At 44.7% G+C, this 16,221-nt stretch carries 16 protein-coding genes; 13 read left to right on the top strand and 3 right to left on the bottom strand.

Annotated features, from left to right (window positions below):
* Positions 1 to 9: 9 nt before the first annotated feature.
* Complete coding sequence (locus tag BCU34_RS14145; RefSeq protein WP_048663329.1) at positions 10 to 360, top strand: HopJ type III effector protein; 351 nt, start codon at positions 10 to 12, stop codon at positions 358 to 360.
* Positions 361 to 478: 118 nt separating this feature from the next.
* Here the strand turns inward: BCU34_RS14145 and BCU34_RS14140 are convergent, their stop codons facing one another.
* On the bottom strand, positions 479 to 787 hold the full coding sequence (locus BCU34_RS14140; RefSeq protein ID WP_102480769.1) for a DUF1289 domain-containing protein: 309 nt from the start codon (positions 785 to 787) through the stop codon (positions 479 to 481).
* A gap of 158 nt (positions 788 to 945) precedes the next feature.
* On the opposite strand from BCU34_RS14140, the gene yegD reads away from it, so the two are divergent.
* The 4 genes from yegD (at position 946) to BCU34_RS14120 (ending at position 5,609) form a co-directional block, all read left to right on the top strand.
* Positions 946 to 2,298, top strand: a complete 1,353-nt coding sequence (gene yegD, locus BCU34_RS14135) for a molecular chaperone (protein WP_102530212.1) — start codon at positions 946 to 948, stop codon at positions 2,296 to 2,298.
* A gap of 491 nt (positions 2,299 to 2,789) precedes the next feature.
* Positions 2,790 to 3,848 carry a porin gene (locus BCU34_RS14130; protein ID WP_102479721.1) on the top strand — a complete coding sequence of 353 codons (1,059 nt, stop codon included), beginning with the start codon at positions 2,790 to 2,792 and terminating at the stop codon, positions 3,846 to 3,848.
* Between the two features lie 345 nt (positions 3,849 to 4,193).
* Complete coding sequence (locus tag BCU34_RS14125; protein WP_102431453.1) at positions 4,194 to 4,826, top strand: fumarylacetoacetate hydrolase family protein; 633 nt, start codon at positions 4,194 to 4,196, stop codon at positions 4,824 to 4,826.
* Positions 4,827 to 4,976: 150 nt separating this feature from the next.
* Positions 4,977 to 5,609: a LysE family translocator gene (locus BCU34_RS14120; protein ID WP_102479720.1), complete on the top strand. Its 633-nt coding sequence runs from the start codon at positions 4,977 to 4,979 to the stop codon at positions 5,607 to 5,609.
* Between the two features lie 107 nt (positions 5,610 to 5,716).
* Here the strand turns inward: BCU34_RS14120 and BCU34_RS14115 are convergent, their stop codons facing one another.
* Complete coding sequence (locus BCU34_RS14115) at positions 5,717 to 7,423, bottom strand: phospho-sugar mutase (RefSeq protein ID WP_102530213.1); 1,707 nt, start codon at positions 7,421 to 7,423, stop codon at positions 5,717 to 5,719.
* 485 nt (positions 7,424 to 7,908) lie between these two features.
* Between BCU34_RS14115 and coxB the strand changes: the two genes are divergently transcribed.
* The 4 genes from coxB to BCU34_RS14095 are packed head-to-tail and all read left to right on the top strand — an operon-like array spanning position 7,909 to position 12,318.
* Positions 7,909 to 9,126 carry a cytochrome c oxidase subunit II gene (coxB, locus tag BCU34_RS14110; RefSeq protein WP_102321411.1) on the top strand — a complete coding sequence of 406 codons (1,218 nt, stop codon included), beginning with the start codon at positions 7,909 to 7,911 and terminating at the stop codon, positions 9,124 to 9,126.
* The gene (ctaD, locus tag BCU34_RS14105) at positions 9,123 to 10,784 is read left to right on the top strand and encodes a cytochrome c oxidase subunit I (RefSeq protein WP_102479028.1); all 1,662 of its coding nucleotides are present in this window, start codon (positions 9,123 to 9,125) and stop codon (positions 10,782 to 10,784) included. The genes coxB and ctaD overlap by 4 nt, the downstream gene beginning before the upstream one ends.
* Positions 10,785 to 10,795: 11 nt before the next feature.
* Positions 10,796 to 11,404, top strand: coding sequence for a cytochrome c oxidase assembly protein (locus BCU34_RS14100; protein WP_102321409.1), 609 nt, complete (start codon positions 10,796 to 10,798; stop codon positions 11,402 to 11,404).
* Positions 11,405 to 11,433: 29 nt separating this feature from the next.
* Positions 11,434 to 12,318, top strand: coding sequence for a cytochrome c oxidase subunit 3 (locus BCU34_RS14095; protein WP_102321408.1), 885 nt, complete (start codon positions 11,434 to 11,436; stop codon positions 12,316 to 12,318).
* Positions 12,319 to 12,391: 73 nt separating this feature from the next.
* Here the strand turns inward: BCU34_RS14095 and BCU34_RS14090 are convergent, their stop codons facing one another.
* Positions 12,392 to 12,622 carry a DUF2909 family protein gene (locus tag BCU34_RS14090; RefSeq protein WP_048659084.1) on the bottom strand — a complete coding sequence of 77 codons (231 nt, stop codon included), beginning with the start codon at positions 12,620 to 12,622 and terminating at the stop codon, positions 12,392 to 12,394.
* Between BCU34_RS14090 and BCU34_RS14085 the strand changes: the two genes are divergently transcribed.
* The 4 genes from BCU34_RS14085 to cyoE all read left to right on the top strand — a co-directional run bounded on the left by BCU34_RS14085 (position 12,516) and on the right by cyoE (position 16,169).
* A complete protein-coding gene (locus BCU34_RS14085) occupies positions 12,516 to 13,433 on the top strand; it encodes an SURF1 family protein (protein WP_102431457.1) in 918 nt (305 codons plus the stop codon). The two genes, BCU34_RS14090 and BCU34_RS14085, sit on opposite strands and share 107 nt — an antisense overlap.
* 55 nt (positions 13,434 to 13,488) lie before the next feature.
* Entirely contained in the window at positions 13,489 to 14,097 is a 609-nt protein-coding gene (locus tag BCU34_RS14080) for a hypothetical protein (RefSeq protein ID WP_102431458.1), read from the top strand.
* A gap of 88 nt (positions 14,098 to 14,185) precedes the next feature.
* Entirely contained in the window at positions 14,186 to 15,241 is a 1,056-nt protein-coding gene (locus tag BCU34_RS14075; RefSeq protein ID WP_102431459.1) for a COX15/CtaA family protein, read from the top strand.
* Positions 15,231 to 16,169: a heme o synthase gene (cyoE, locus tag BCU34_RS14070; protein WP_102431460.1), complete on the top strand. Its 939-nt coding sequence runs from the start codon at positions 15,231 to 15,233 to the stop codon at positions 16,167 to 16,169. Before BCU34_RS14075 ends, cyoE begins: the two co-directional genes overlap by 11 nt.
* The last annotated feature ends 52 nt before the right edge of the window (positions 16,170 to 16,221 follow it).

The following is a 16,221-nucleotide window of genomic DNA, read 5'->3' as shown; positions in this document are numbered from 1 at the left end:
AAATAGTAAATGGAACTGGAAACCTTATTAAGCACGTTAGCTGAAACCCCGGAAAGCGTGCAATTTGAAGATACGATGCAAGTGATAGAAGCACGCTATGACTTTTCAGAGTGTGAATTTCGCAACGGTGATGTTGTGAATGCAGCCGGTCAGAATAACGGTTCGTGTAAGATTTTTGCTTTTGGTTTAGAGCAAGGCCTATCAGCAGAGCAAACATTGGCTTGTTTTGGTCAATTTTATCGTAACGACGTGTTAGGTTTTCCAGAGAATACCGACCATCAAAATATTCGCAACTTCATGGTTTATGGCTGGAATGGTATCCAGTTTTCTCAGCCTGCGCTTCTTGAAAAAGCGAAGTAGACACTAACCAGGTAACGATTAGGTCGAAATTTAATCTCAGTATTTTGAAGCGAGAAAGCAATCTCTCGCTTTTTTGTATATGTTGAACCTGCTCGTAACTTGCTGAATAGGTTATAAACTACTGAACAGGCAGGGCAGACAAGCACTTACGGCACATACAAACTCCAGCCTTTGGAATACCGCTTGTATCGCGCTTCTCTAATTCAAAACACCAACACGTGTCTTTACCAGCGCTGATATCGCATTGAGCGGGTTCATTACATTGGGGACATTGGTGAGTTGAACTCGCGCCACTGACGTTATCCATAACAGAATCCCTTTCGCTTTCAGATAAGCCTTTCCAACCTATAATTTCATCCATTGTGCGAAAGCAGCCGCTACACATTCCGCCATTATTTTTACAAGCCGCTCGGCAAGGTGTTTTCATTTATCTAACCTGTGATTCATTTGGGCTGAAATGTAGCATATTTGTTTGGCTATTAAGAGTCAGAAAAATAAAAATGACCAAGCGAAAGAAGTAAATGACCTCGTAATTTCAAGGCTTTTCATGTAGCATCTCGCCCCTTTTGTTGCGTGGGGGATATTATGTTTATTGGATTTGATTATGGAACAGCGAACTGTTCTGTCGCGGCGATGGTTAATGGAGAACCTAGCCTGTTACCACTAGAAGGTGACAACCACTATATTCCCTCAACTGTGTTTGCTCCTACTCGCGAGAGTGTTTCTGAGCATCTATTTCGCCATTTAAACATCAAGCCAAGTGATGCGGTTGGTGAGCAAGTGTTACGACGTGCGATTGCATTGAACCGAGAAGAGAGTATCGACCTAGTACCGGAAGATATGGCATTTGGTCAGGCTGCGTTGGATCTCTATTTAGAAGACCCTCGTGACGTTTATTATGTTAAGTCCCCTAAGTCTTTCCTTGGTGCGAGTGGACTGCATGATGTTCAGGTGAGCTTTTTCGAAGATTTAGTGTGCGCCATGATGGCAAATATTAAACACCAAGCTGAGCTTACGACTCAAGAGCAGATCAAACAAGCCGTCATCGGCCGACCAATTAACTTTCATGGTCGAGGTGGAGAAGAGGCGAACAGACAAGCTGAAGATATACTGTCTCGCGCAGCTAAGCGTGCCGGTTTCTTTGATATCGCTTTTCAATTTGAGCCAGTAGCTGCAGGTCTTGATTACGAAAGCACCTTAACTGAAAACCAAACGGTATTGGTTGTGGATATTGGCGGTGGTACCACCGATTGTTCATTGTTAGAAATGGGACCAACTTGGTCTGGTAAAGCGGATCGTACCCAGAGTTTGCTCGCACACAGTGGACAAAGGGTAGGGGGCAATGACCTCGATATCTATCTTGCGTTCAAACAACTGATGTCACCTTTTGGTATGGGCAGCAAAGGCATTTCGGGTATCGATATGCCACTGACTCAATTCTGGAATCCAATTGCGATTAATAATGTTGAAGCTCAAAAGAATTTCTATTCAAGAGAAAACCTAGCAGCATTGAAATTACTTCGTAAAGAAGCGTCAGAGCCTCAAAAGCTAGAACGTTTGATGAAGGTTTATCATGATACTTTAGGTTACGGCATTGTGCGCAGAGCGGAAGAAGCTAAGATCGCGCTGGCAGAATCCTCTCAATATCGTGCTGCGATTAATGTTGCCTCTGAATTGGTCGAGGTGGACATCTCAATCGAACAGATGGTTGAAGCGATTGAAACACCAAAGTCTAAGATGATTGAGTTGGTTAAAGAAGCGATTCAACAAGGTCAGAAACTGCCAGACGTAATCTACATGACGGGTGGTTCAGCTCGTTCACCGATACTTCGTGAAGCTGTACAACAAGCTGTGCCTAACGTACCTATTGTGAGTGGCAACTATTTCGGTTCGGTAACTGCAGGTTTAGCTCGCTGGGCTGAAGTTTGCTTCAAATAAGAGTTTAATGATGTGTTATTAAGGGCAACCGGTCGCTGATTGGTTGCCCTTTTTTTGTATTTTTTTAGTGAACTTTCAATTGAGTGATTTTTCCTAGCTCAAATTGGGAATTGTTTCACAAAGAAAAATATTTCAGCTGAGTTCTGTGTGTTACAAAATGTTTCAAGGTTAAAGATATGTCACTCAATGGTCTAATGAGTAATATGTTGCTTTGAATTTTAATGCTACTTTTGCGATTGAAAAATCAAAAATTGATGAGCCATCAGTCTCAAAATATAAAAAAGGTCACGACAGGTTTGTGTTCTATCTTTTTGTTTAATATTGATTTTTTTGTTTTTTATAGTGTGATTTGTTTTATTTTATATATTTTAATGCAACTTTTTTGTCATTCGTATATTAGTGTTTTCCTACTTGTTAAATGCAGGTAACAACTTCTCCGTAAGCACGAGGTTGTTAGTGAAAAACTCACCCAGTTACAAATGGATATGACAATGAATAAGAAACTTTTAGCGCTAGCAATTTCTGGTGCAGTATTTGGTACACAGGCAGTTGCAGTAGAACTTTACAACGAAGACGGCACAACATTCTCAGTTGGCGGCCACGTTTCAGTTGCAGTTGGTGACGTAAACAGTGGTGACCGTATCAACGAAGATGATATCGGTGTAGAGTCTGTTTCTCCACGTATTAACTTCAACGCTACTCATGAACTAGGTAACGGCTTTACTGCTGATGCTAAAGGTGAATGGGCGCTAAACATGCTTGACGGCGGTGATGAAGCATTCACAACTCGTTTAGGTTACGTTGGTCTAACTCATGATGACCTAGGTCGTGCAGCAGTAGGTACTCAATGGGCACCTTACTACAACGTTGCTGGCGTTGCTGATATGCCAATCGCTTTCGCAAACGACTTTATTTACGATGATCACGGTAATCTAGGTACTGGCCGTGGTGAAGAGATGGTGAGCTACGCTAATGCACTAGACTTCGGAAACGCAGGCTCTCTAAGTGCAGCTGTTGCATGGCAAGGCCGTAAGGCAGATAAAGACAATGGCAACGATTACGGAAACCGTGGTCAGATCGCTTTGAACTACGCTATTGCTGACTTCACTGCAAACTACGCTTACAACACAGGTGACGTTGATTACGCAGGTTTTGTTGGCTCAAAAACTGCTGATTCTCACGTATTAAGTGCAACTTACGGTTCATACGGCGCGGAAGGTCTATACCTTGCAGGTGTATACGCAATGAACAACTACATGAACTCTGCGACTGTAGGTAGCTTCACTGGTGTACTAGAAGAGTCTGTAGCAATTGAATTACTAGCTTCTTACGCTCTATCTAACAGCCTTAACCTAAGCGTTAACTACGAAGCGGTAGAAGACGACAAGAACAGCGAAACTGTATACAGCACGACTGCTCTACAAGCTGAATACAACTTCACATCTCAGTTCGTAGGTTTTGCAGGTTACCAGTTTGATCTTCAAGGTTCAGGCCTTTACAAGAAAGATGCTGACGACCAGTGGCTACTTGGTGCTCGTTACTACCTATAAGTCGCAGACTTATTTAGCATAGTGTTTACTCCTTAAGTTTACCTTTTAGGATACTGTCCTAGACACCATGCTAAGCCCTCTCAAGCCTTTTGGGTTTGAGAGGGCTTCTTTCGTTCTATACGCACCTGTTTGAGCTTTTCCTTCATGTTACCGAGCCATTCATTTTATCTACGTAGCTATGGCTCTTGTTATCAGTTCTTATATGTCGCGATCTTCGGATAAAAGTATTTAAATCATTTAATTGAGCTAAAGATCAGAATTTAGATATTGGTAACCATCTTGTCGAAGATTCTCTCTTTATGATGCGGTAAACTCTGCGTTCCAAAAATAGTTCAGGGACAAACTATGAGCAGCGTTGTAGATCAGGAACAATTGATGAATTCGAAACGAACCGCAACACCAACCAAGGTGCTGTGTGTTGGGCGTAACTATGTCGATCACATTGAAGAACTTAACAATGCAATCCCTGATGCTATGGTGGTTTTCAATAAACCGAGTACCAGTGTTACGTCATCTCTGTCTTCTTTTCATCAAGAAGCACTGCACTACGAAGCCGAAATCTGTTTCATCGTCGAAAATGGCCAATATTCAGCTGTGGGCTTAGGACTAGATCTTACCAAGCGCGAGCTACAAAGTAGCTTAAAGGCGAAAGGCTTGCCTTGGGAGCGTGCTAAAGCGTTTGATGGTTCTGCTGTTCTCAGTCGCTTTGTTCCTACTACTGGCTTGGAGCTCACGGACTTGAATCTAGAGCTGTTCATCAACTGTGTTCGCGTTCAGAAAGGACATGTTGAGCAGATGCTTTACTCCCCACAAACTATCCTAGAAGAGCTGTCTTCTTATACCACCTTGCTAGACGGTGATGTTGTGATGACGGGTACTCCAAAAGGTGTTGGTGCTGTACACAAAGGCGATATCTTCCTTGGTCGCCTAAAGTGTGGCGATACGACATTGATTGAGATCGAGTGGGTAGCGAGTTAATTAATACTCTATGTTTAGTTAATAAGTTGGTTTGAATGGTTTAAGTTGGTTTTTAATTCGTACGATTTACCATCTTACAACTAATTGCATCTGGAAGGGTGTTAGTAATTGATATAAAATCCGCCTCCGTTTTTATCAATACTGAAACCCATGATCGACTTAGCCATTCTACCTGTTTACCTGACTGCCGTTGTCGCACTTCTCCTTTTGCCTGGTCCTGATATGTTACTCATCGCGAGCTCAAGTATGAGCTATGGCCGCAAGGTTGGTGTGTTTGCAAGTTTGGGTAACGCGACTTCCGGAATTATCCTGACAGTATTGGCAGCAATGGGTGTTTCAACATTGATTGCGATGAGTCCTATTGCGTTGAAAGCTCTACATTTGTTAGGTGGCGCGTACCTGTTGAAGATGGGATGGGACTGCCTGCGAACAGAACAGGGTAATACGCCTGAGTTAACGGATAATTTTGCTGCGAAAGCTTATTATCAAAGAGCGCTAATCAGTAATCTGCTTAACCCTAAAGCCTTGGTATTCTTTGTGATGTTCTTGCCTCAGTTTGTATCGACGAATATTGAAGCGACTTCGGGCGAGCAAATGTTAGTGCTTGGTCTGCTACTGAATGTCTTAGGTTTAACGTTCAATTTCTTGCTGGTGGCATTGGTAGGTACTATCGGTAAGTCACTGGTAGAAAATGCTAAGTTCCGCACCTATCAACAGAAAGTGATGGGCGGAGTCTTCATCGTATTGGCTATCTGGATGTTGTCTTCTTTCTTTACTTCGTAGACGAATCAAACCAGACATCTTTTTGCGGTTAGCCGCTGAGACAAAAATGGACGCTTCGAGCGTCCATTTTTTATTTATAACCGTTACATGGTGAACACGCTAAATCGCTATGAGTTTAACTCTTTTTGGTGCTGTTCAATCAGTTTTTCCATGTACTGTTCGCCGCGAAAGCGAGTGTCTTCGTATGTTTCTGTCCCTTCGAACTTTGTCACAGTCTCATAATAGACTTTCACTTTCGGTTCTGTGCCGGAAGGTCTTACGATAATGCGTGAGCCGTCCTCGAGATGATAGATGAGCACATCACTGGAAGGCAGGTTAATGGCTTCAGTATTGCCCCCAATGACGAAGCGCAAAGAAGACTGTAGATCTTCAATCACAGAGATAGCGACTCCGTTTATTGTATTAGGTTGTGCCGATCGGAGTTTAGAGCCAATCGACGGTGAATCTGGGTCGAGGGCAATACTTCGTTGCGCGTTGGTGTGAACCCCATGTTCAAATGAAATCTGAGCAAGGAGATCCCAAACCGTTCGGCCTCGAGATTTTAACTCTTCAACCAATTGAGCAAACACGACGATTGCCGATAGCCCATCCTTGTCTCGTACCTGAGTACCAATGGTGTAGCCTAACGCTTCTTCATAGGCGAACAAGAACTCGTTCTGCTTATCTTCTAACTGCATGCCAATATTAGCTAACCATTTAAACCCGGTCAGCGTTTGGAAATAAGTCGCACCATGAGATTGAGCCACTTTTTCAAGTAAGGTTGAAGAGACAATACTGTTGCCAACTAACTGGTTTTTGGTATGCGGCTTTGAGAGTAGATAATGAGCGAATAGCACGCCGACTTGGTCACCCGTGAGCATTTTGTATGAGCCATCATCTGTTCTCACTGCAACGGCAAATCGGTCTGCATCTGGGTCATTGGCACAAGCAATGTCGGCATCGACACTTTTTGCTAAGTTAACCACCAGATCCATCGCGCCTTTTTCTTCCGGATTCGGGAAGTTCACGGTCGGGAAGTTACCATCGGGCTCTCTTTGCTCGGCGACGCTGAACACCTTATGGAAACCAGAATCATGAAGAAGATCCTCAGCCATTTGCGCGCCCACACCATGCATTGCAGTGTAGGTGATGGTGGTGTTCGCCGATTCAATATCTTTACTCACGTATGGGCTCTGATTGATAGCAGCTCGGTAGGTCTGATAATAACCTTCAGTTAACCATACCAACTTACCTTGTGTTTCAGCATCATTAAGGCTCATCAAAGGGATAGGCTTGGTTGATGCGATATCGATTTCAGCGGCAATGCCAGCATCATGCGGAGGAATGATTTGCGCGCCATTCTCCCAGTATACTTTGAAGCCATTGTATTCTGGCGGGTTATGGCTGGCCGTCACCACAACAGCCGCTGCGGCGTTGAAATGCTCAATACCAAAAGCAACGATAGGGGTTGCAGCGACATTCGAGGTTAAGTAAACCTTAATGCCTAAAGCCGTGAGTACGGAAGCAGTATCAACAGCGAACTGCTTTGAATCTAAACGGCCGTCATAGCCCACAACCACACCACGAATCTTGGCATTTGCAACGTGCTCTATTAAATAGTGACCAAGCCCTGTCGCGGTTTCTTGTATCACTAAGCGATTCATTCTATTTGGACCACATCCAACTTTGCCTCGAAGACCTGCTGTTCCGAACTCTAATCGTTGAGTAAAGCGGTCTTCAAGTTCGTCATGCATTCCTTCATCGATGAGGTGTTGAAGCTCTTCACGAGTTCTTGGGTCTGGGTCTCTCGCTAACCAATTCATTGCATCTTGCATAATCACTAAACCTTTTAATGTCTGTATGACTTACTGTTGAGTTAACTTAAGTGATATTGATTATCATTTCTATGAAAGCAATCGTAAAACTCGATATAAAATAAATTCCAACGTCAAGAGGGCATGTAGCTTAGTTACTTCAAATAATTGACTGTTTAGTAAGTAAACTTACCTTGAACTATTGGATATCACTAACTAGCCTTTTACATAAATATAACAAAATTTAACAAATTCGCCGTTTTTGAATCTTTCATGAAAACCTCTCACGTTTCTGAGCCGTATTGGCTCATGGGGAGATATGAGGTTGATAGTGTCTTAAAGCTGTCTCCATGCGAGTTGTAGATTGAGATTCAGCCTTTTCATGTGTAGTCGGGATAACAATGAATGTTGCCTGGCTCGTAATGACATGTAGTTCGTAATGAAACATAGCTCGTAACGACATTTAGGTCGCAAGTATCCAATTAGGAAGGATAAGGAGAGATCTTTTGAAAAGATTACTGGTTAGGCTAGCGTGGCTTTTGAAGAGTTTTGTTGTGGTTTTAGTGTCGCCTTTAGTGCATGCAAGTAGTGAATACAACATGACAAGAGGCGTGACTGAGATCAGCAGTGAGGTTTATGAACTTCATATGCTTATCTTCTACATCTGCTGCGCAATTGCCTTCGTTGTTTTTGGGGTGATGTTCTATTCGATTTTGAGACACCGAAAGTCGAAGGGAGCGGTGGCGGCTCACTTTCACGAAAGCACCAAAGTTGAAATCCTCTGGACCATCATTCCAATTATTATTCTTATTGCTATGGCGATACCCGCGACCAAAACCTTGATTGCTATGGAAGACACCTCTCAATCAGATCTGACCGTTAAAATCACTGGATCACAATGGAAATGGCATTACAGCTATTTTGGTGAAGACGTCGAATTTTTCAGCCTTCTAGCGACCAGTGACAAAGAAATCGAAGGCATTGAAGTGAAAGGGGCTCATTACCTGCTAGAGGTTGATAAGCCATTAGTTCTTCCTATTGATAGAAAAGTTCGCTTCTTGATGACCTCTGACGATGTGATTCACTCGTGGTGGGTTCCTGCCTTTGCCGTTAAGAAAGACACTATCCCGGGGTTCATTAACGAAGCGTGGACAAAAATAGATGAACCCGGTGTATATCGTGGCCAGTGTGCTGAACTGTGTGGCCGAGCACATGGCTTTATGCCGATAGTGGTGCATGCCATGGAAGAAGACGAGTTTGATGCATGGTTGGCGGAACAAAAAGAATTGGCGATAGCCGCACAACAGGCGGCTCAAGATGCATTAGACGCGTCACTTTCTTTGGAAGAGCTGAACACCATCGGTGAAGAGGTTTACAAAACTCGATGCGCGGTCTGCCACCAAGCGAACGGTGAGGGTATTCCTGGTGCATTCCCCGCTATTAAAGGTAGCCCAGTTGCTCTAGGAGATGTCGATGTGCATATCGACACCATTGTTTATGGTCGTGGAGGCACGGCAATGCAAGCCTTCGATAACCAGTTAACCGAGAAAGAGATCGCTGCGGTAGTCACTTATCAAAGAAATGCATGGGGTAATGACACGGGCGATATTGTTCAGGCTTCAGATATTAACGCTTACAAGGTTAAACAAGAAGGCGGAGCCCAAGCACCTGACGAACAGGGCTCAACGGATGAAGCACAAAGTGATGCTAAGGAGCAGCTATGAGTTCACCAATCAATAAGCCGGTGAAATCGGCGCCTGCAGAAGATCAGGCCTTAAGCCATTCTGTGGAAGGCACATTGGACAGCAATGACTTGTCTCTGGATGATCACGATTCTCACGCCGCTCCAAAAGGGTGGGCACGTTGGTTGTATTCAACCAATCATAAAGACATAGGCACATTATACCTGTGGTTCAGCTTTTCGATGTTCTTAACTGGCGGCGCGATGGCAATGGTGATCCGCGCTGAGCTATTTCAACCGGGCTTGCAGCTTGTTGAACCAGACTTCTTCAACCAAATGACCACAGTGCACGGCTTGATCATGGTGTTTGGTGCGGTAATGCCTGCATTCACGGGACTCGCTAACTGGATGATCCCTATGATGATCGGGGCGCCAGATATGGCGTTGCCTAGAATGAACAACCTCAGTTTCTGGATTCTGCCTTTTGCCTTCTTAATCTTAATTGGCTCTCTGTTTACAGAGGGAGGTGGCCCGAGTTTTGGTTGGACATTCTACGCGCCGCTGTCAACGACTTACGGCCCTGATAGCACGGCGCTGTTTGTCTTCTCTGTTCATATTATGGGGATCAGTTCGATCATGGGGGCGATCAACGTCATTGTGACCATCGTGAACATGAGAGCCCCGGGTATGACTTGGTTTAAATTGCCAATGTTCGTTTGGACTTGGTTAATCACCGCTTTCTTGCTGATAGCCGTAATGCCCGTTCTCGCTGGGGCGGTGACCATGGTGTTGACCGATAAATACTTTGGGACGAGCTTCTTCGATGCGGCTGGTGGTGGTGACCCCGTCATGTTCCAACATATATTCTGGTTCTTTGGGCACCCCGAAGTATACATCATGATCTTACCGTCGTTTGGTATTGTCTCTGCCATCATCCCAGCCTTTAGTGGTAAGCGTTTGTTTGGTTATCATTCAATGGTGTATGCGACCTGTAGTATCGCGATCTTGTCTTTCTTAGTGTGGGCACATCATATGTTCACTACGGGGATGCCGGTTTTTGCTGAACTGTTCTTCATGTATTGCACCATGTTGATTGCGGTTCCGACGGGAGTGAAAGTCTTTAACTGGGTAGCAACCATGTGGCGAGGCGCGTTGACCTTCGAAACACCAATGCTGTTCACCATCGCCTTTATTGTTCTATTCACGATAGGCGGCTTGTCAGGATTGATGCTCGCTATTGTTCCTGCTGATTTCCAATACCATGACACCTATTTTGTAGTGGCTCACTTCCACTATGTTCTGGTTACCGGTGCGGTGTTCTCGATAATGGCCGCAGCCTATTATTGGTTACCTAAGTGGACCGGGCATATGTACGATCACAAACTCAGCCTGTGGCATTTCTGGACGTCAGTAGTCTCAGTGAATGTCCTTTTCTTCCCGATGCATTTCTTAGGCTTGGCGGGGATGCCACGTCGTATTCCAGACTACGCTATTCAGTTCGCTGACGTTAACCAAGTAGTGTCGATTGGTGGCTTTGCTTTTGGTTTGTCTCAATTGATTTTCTTATGGTTAGTCATCAAGTGCGTAAAAGGCGGTGAGCCTGCATCAAGCAAGCCTTGGGATAGAGCTGAAGGACTTGAGTGGACAGTACCAAGCCCAGCACCTCATCACACCTTTACTCATCCACCTAAAATCGATTAGAGGGATGCACAATGAATGATAAGCAAAGCGAGATAGATAAAAAACAACCTAAGCGATCTACCAAGAAGCTGACGGGCTACTTGGTATTGAGTGTCGTGGCGATGTTTGGCTTCGGTTTCGCTTTGGTTCCGCTTTACGATGTGATGTGTGAGGCGTTGGGAATCAACGGTAAAACTAATACTGTTTCTGCTGTTCAACCTCAGGGGATGCAACCGGACTACTCTCGTACTGTTCGTGTGGAGTTTATGTCGCACATCAAACCTGATATGCCCTGGCAGTTTGTTCCTGAAGAGCGTGTGCTAGAGGTTCACCCTGGTGAGGTGGTTCAAACTAACTACATTGCCAAAAACCTATCTGGAGCCTCATTGGTTGGCCAAGCCGTACCATCGGTTTCTCCAGGAATGGGAGCGACCTACTTCAACAAGATGGAATGCTTTTGCTTTAATCAGCAGCCACTTGACGGGTTCAAGAGCGCTGAAATGGGTTTGATATTTTACATAGAGCCAGACATTCCAGACTCGATACACACGCTGACGCTCTCTTATACGCTGTTTAATATCACGAGTGAGGTGGTCGGGGAATCAAGCAGTCCCGAGCCTAATGTAATCGCGAGTAACTAGGAACCAGAATCAACAAAAGGAGTTGAGCGATGAGTTCTAAAAAGGAAGTTTATTTCGTTCCACATCAAAGCCACTGGCCATTAGTCGGTGCCGTTGCGCTGTTTCTTGTTGCTGTTGGAGCAGGGTTAACCGTGCAAAACATGGGGACTGATGCTGCTGGTGGCGTGTTCGGCAAAGCGGTGTTGTTAGTCGGATTTGCTGTTCTTCTGTATATGCTTGCGGGTTGGTTTAGCAACGTAATTACGGAATCATTGAGTGGTGTTTATTCCGAGCAGATATCTCGCTCCTTTAGGCAAGGCATGAGCTGGTTCATCTTTTCTGAAATCATGTTCTTCGGCGCTTTCTTTGGTGCGCTTTTCTATGCTCGTATGATTTCTGTTCCTTGGATTGGTGGTTCGGGCAACAATGAAATGACCCATGAAGTCTTGTGGCCGATGTTCCAATCTATGTGGCCACTGACCACGACACCTGATGGCGTAACGACACAAGCTATGCCTTGGCAAGGTATCCCTCTAAAAAACACCATAATTCTGCTGCTTTCCTCTGTGACGCTGCATATGGCACATATCAGTCTTGAACAAAATAAGCGTATGGCTTTGATCGTCTGGTTGGAGATAACCATTGTTCTGGCCGGTTTCTTCCTGTTTTTCCAAGTCGAAGAGTACGTCCATGCCTATCAAGAGATGGGGCTGACCCTTCAATCAGGCATCTACGGCAACACTTTCTTCTTATTGACTGGTTTCCATGGTTTGCATGTCTGCTTAGGGACGATCTTTTTGATTGTATTACTGGCAAGGGTTGCGAAAGACCACTTTACGCCAAAAGACCACTTTGCTTTCCAAGCCGGCAGTTGGTATTGGCACTTTGTTGATGTGGTTTGGTTAGGGTTGTTTGTGTTCGTCTATGTTCTTTAACGACATATTGAGCTGCTTTAAGCCATGCTTGGAAGAATAAATATGTTTGAAAACGTTAATCAACTTGAAAGCCTTAGTAAGGCCTTGGATTTGGAGTAATGGTGCCTGAGGCTAGGGCAAGTAACAGCAATAGCACAACGATGGCAGACAGCACCACACGACGACCTAAGAAGTGACTCAGTCTTTTGCCATTTTGTTTGCCTGAGGCGATTTGGATTAGACCTTTCATCAAATTGAAAGCGATAAAAAACAGCAAAGCGACCAATACAATTTTAAATAACAACACAAAGGTAGATGACGCCATAGTGATAACTCCAAACCGATTGATTGATGATGAACACAAGTTCCGCAGTAAAGGTTTTTGGATAGCGGTTGTTTTAACTGTGGTTTCAGTCGGCGCTTTAATCAAGTTGGGTTTATGGCAACTAGAGCGAGGTAACGAGAAATTACGTTATGAGCAACAATTAATAGAGAGAGCGAAGCAATCGCCGCAATCTTTAGACATTGTTATCTCTGAATGGAAGGACTCGCGCACACAAGCGCAAGATTCATCTGAACAGCCGTTTTTAAATGGTTTAAAGGTTGATGTCGAACTGGAAACGCCAAGTGGTTTGGTCGTTTTGTTAGACAACCAGATAAACCAAGGAACGGTAGGGTATGTAATTTACATGTTGGGCGAGGTTCCAACACAAGATGGAAGCAAACAACTGTTGATCGATCTTGGGTTCGTTGCAGCAAGTAATGACAGAAGAGAGCTTCCACAAGTTGGACATGTCACTTTACCAACCAACATGTCAGGGCGCTTGTATACACGTTCAGTTAATCCTTTAAGTCATGAGTTGGGTTTGGAAAATACGACACCGAATAGAATCCAAAACTTAAACATAGCAGCGTTATCAGAGTACACCGGGCAAGACGTGCTGCCGTTTATCTTTCAACCTCAGAGCTTAGATTCATGGCCTTATGAGATGTTGTGGCGACCTACGGCGATGAAGTCTGAGAAGCACTTTGGTTACTCGTTTCAATGGTTTGTAATGGCTGCGGTACTTTTGTTTTTGATGTTGTTGATTGGGTTCCGATATTTGAAGAAAAATAGCCATATGAATCAGAAGTAGGCACTTGAAATTGAAATAGTGACTTTAAAGGCAGTGTCTGCCACAAGGAAGAAAGATGAATAAATCTCAAGTACAAATGAACAAGGAAAGTACCGAGGCCAATCTCGCTGCGTTTAAACAGCGTCGATCTCGTGGTCGTCTTGTATTAATCGGACTGATTCTGATCTTCGCCTTACCTGCCATTATCGCTAAAACCGTGTTGGACCAGAATTGGTACACCTCAGGTGTCACTAACTCGGGGGAATTGGTAGAACCAAGAACCACACTAGCGGATTTCGGTGTAACGGTACCCATGGCTGGAGAGGGGTGGTTAGTGGGTTATATCGCGCCGGTGGAGTGCGAAAGCTTGTGCGAACAACAACTCCATTATTTGAATCAAAGCTACTTGGCGTTAGGGAAAAACAAAGAGCGTGTGACTGCCGTTGTTTTTGTTTCAGAAGGTAACTCGTTATCGGGTTCGCTCGATAAGCCCGGTTTGTCTTTGTTAACTGGTGGCGATCAGTTAAGTACCGAGTTTGCGCCGGCTTCCATTGTCATTATTGACCCACTAGGGCAGCTAGTTATGGAGTATAAAAGCGTTTCTGACCCGTCGCAGTTAGTGGGGCAATCCAAAGGCATGATTCATGATTTAAGAAAGCTACTCAAGCTGTCACGAGTTGGGTAGTTCATAAGCTTAACTTGATAAGTTTTAGCAGATGGCGTTAATGCTGAGTGTTGTTAACGAAAAGGGAATAAGTATAGGGAGATAGACGATGCAGAATAAAGCCCCTGATTTACTCATCCACATGATGAGATTAACTATCTTATTGACCCTTACCGTGATTGTTCTCGGAGCTTATACACGTTTGTCGGATGCTGGCCTTGGCTGTCCTGATTGGCCGGGTTGTTACGGAAAGATCACCGTGCCCTCAGATGCCCAAGCGGTTAATCAAGCCAACCTGCAATTTCCAGAGCGAGCTCTCGAAGCAGATAAAGCTTGGATTGAGATGATACATCGCTACTTTGCAGGGACATTAGGGCTGCTTATCTTTGTTGTAGTAGCTTGGTGTATTAAAAAGAATGTTACTTCGATTGGGCTTCCTTTGCTTATTTCCGCCACTGTCATTTTTCAGGCTTTGTTGGGTATGTGGACTGTGACTCTCAAATTGATGCCTGTTGTGGTGATGGCGCATTTGATGGGGGGCTTCACGCTGCTGTCACTGCTGTGCCTGCTCTACTGTCGTTTGTCTCAATTCCAAAGCTGTTTTGGTGAGGCTTCCTATTCTCCACAACTTAGAGTTTGGTCGCTCTTTGGATTAGTCATTGTGGTCGGGCAGATACTGCTTGGTGGGTGGACATCATCAAATTACGCCGCATTGGTGTGTACACAGCTACCCATTTGTGAGGGGAACTGGACAAGCTATCTAGACTTTAAGAACGCTTTCGACTTTGCTCAACACGGCCATGATAACTATGAGTTTGGTGTGTTGGAATATCCCGCAAGGCTTACCATACATGTCATGCATCGATTGGGGGCTATTGTGGCGACATTAACGGTGCTGATGGTTGTGTATCAGCTATGGAGGTCTGGCCAAGCGCCTCACCAACAGCTGAGCGTGATTGTCGTAATAGTCTTGCTTACTCAAATCAGCCTTGGAATCAGCAATGTATGGTTTCACCTGCCAATCTCAGTCGCGGTTTTGCATAACCTAGTCGCAGCGATGTTGCTTCTCAGCATGGTTGTAACCAATTTTGTCGTGTGGCAACGCAAACCAAGTGAGAGCTTGGTGAAAAATAGTGCATTACAAGGAGGTAATCATGGTCAGTAGAACGTCAACACAGCATCAAGTGGTGGTTCAAGACGAAGCTTCAAACAGTGAAATGGCTGGAAAAAACAAAGCTGTTTGGAAGGTCTATTTAACACTGACCAAGCCTAAAGTGGTGGCGTTAATGTTGCTGACCGCACTAGTCGGGATGTGTTTGGCTGTGCCTAATGGATTGCCTTTACAGCAAACTCTGTTCGGGATGATTGGGATAGGGCTAATGGCGGGATCGGCCGCTGCGTTTAATCATTTGATCGACAAAAAGATCGACGGCCAGATGACTCGAACTAATCGACGTCCTTTACCATCGGGTGAGCTGAGTAGTGTGCGTGTATTCAGCTTTGCCACGGGTATCGGCTTACTTGGATTCGTCACGCTTGTGGTGTGGGTCAATCAACTCACCGCTTGGTTAACCTTTGCGAGCTTGTTGGGTTACGCAGTGATTTACACCATGTATCTGAAGCGAGCGACTCCACAAAATATTGTAATTGCAGGGGTTGCAGGCGCAATGCCTCCGCTGTTGGGTTGGACGGCAGTTACTAATGAGCTGCATTCAAGTGCATGGTTGCTGGTGATGATCATCTTTATCTGGACGCCTCCTCACTTTTGGGCACTTGCGATTCATCGTCGTGACGAGTACGCCAAGGTAGATATTCCGATGCTGCCTGTGACTCACGGGATAGCCTATACCAAGACGTCAATTCTGCTGTATACCTTGCTGCTTAGCATTGTATGCGTATTGCCCGTGTTGGTTGGTATGAGTAGCTGGATATACTTGAGCGCCTCTTTGGTACTAAACGGTGGCTTTGTTTATCACGCATGGGTACTTAAGTATCGTGATGAGCCCAACATGGCGATGAAGACCTTCAAGTTTTCTATCTATCATCTTATGCTCTTGTTCGTAGCTCTGTTGGCCGACCACTATCTACTTTGATAACTGACCTTTCAGGTGTTTTAGAGCAAGAAAACGGATGCGCTAGGCATCC

The organism is Vibrio sp. 10N.286.45.E10 (genome assembly GCF_002874195.2).
Classification (GTDB): domain Bacteria; phylum Pseudomonadota; class Gammaproteobacteria; order Enterobacterales; family Vibrionaceae; genus Vibrio; species Vibrio crassostreae.
This window is presented reverse-complemented; position numbering and strand designations above follow the sequence as displayed.

Coding starts and splice junctions, on each gene's coding strand:
- BCU34_RS14145 (WP_048663329.1), top strand. CDS start 10: ATGGAACTGGAAACCTTATTAAGCACGTTAGCTGAAACCCCGGAAAGC.
- BCU34_RS14140 (WP_102480769.1), bottom strand. CDS start 787: ATGAAAACACCTTGCCGAGCGGCTTGTAAAAATAATGGCGGAATGTGT.
- yegD (WP_102530212.1), top strand. CDS start 946: ATGTTTATTGGATTTGATTATGGAACAGCGAACTGTTCTGTCGCGGCG.
- BCU34_RS14130 (WP_102479721.1), top strand. CDS start 2,790: ATGAATAAGAAACTTTTAGCGCTAGCAATTTCTGGTGCAGTATTTGGT.
- BCU34_RS14125 (WP_102431453.1), top strand. CDS start 4,194: ATGAGCAGCGTTGTAGATCAGGAACAATTGATGAATTCGAAACGAACC.
- BCU34_RS14120 (WP_102479720.1), top strand. CDS start 4,977: ATGATCGACTTAGCCATTCTACCTGTTTACCTGACTGCCGTTGTCGCA.
- BCU34_RS14115 (WP_102530213.1), bottom strand. CDS start 7,423: ATGCAAGATGCAATGAATTGGTTAGCGAGAGACCCAGACCCAAGAACT.
- ctaD (WP_102479028.1), top strand. CDS start 9,123: ATGAGTTCACCAATCAATAAGCCGGTGAAATCGGCGCCTGCAGAAGAT.
- BCU34_RS14100 (WP_102321409.1), top strand. CDS start 10,796: ATGAATGATAAGCAAAGCGAGATAGATAAAAAACAACCTAAGCGATCT.
- BCU34_RS14095 (WP_102321408.1), top strand. CDS start 11,434: ATGAGTTCTAAAAAGGAAGTTTATTTCGTTCCACATCAAAGCCACTGG.
- BCU34_RS14090 (WP_048659084.1), bottom strand. CDS start 12,622: ATGGCGTCATCTACCTTTGTGTTGTTATTTAAAATTGTATTGGTCGCT.
- BCU34_RS14080 (WP_102431458.1), top strand. CDS start 13,489: ATGAATAAATCTCAAGTACAAATGAACAAGGAAAGTACCGAGGCCAAT.
- BCU34_RS14075 (WP_102431459.1), top strand. CDS start 14,186: ATGCAGAATAAAGCCCCTGATTTACTCATCCACATGATGAGATTAACT.
- cyoE (WP_102431460.1), top strand. CDS start 15,231: ATGGTCAGTAGAACGTCAACACAGCATCAAGTGGTGGTTCAAGACGAA.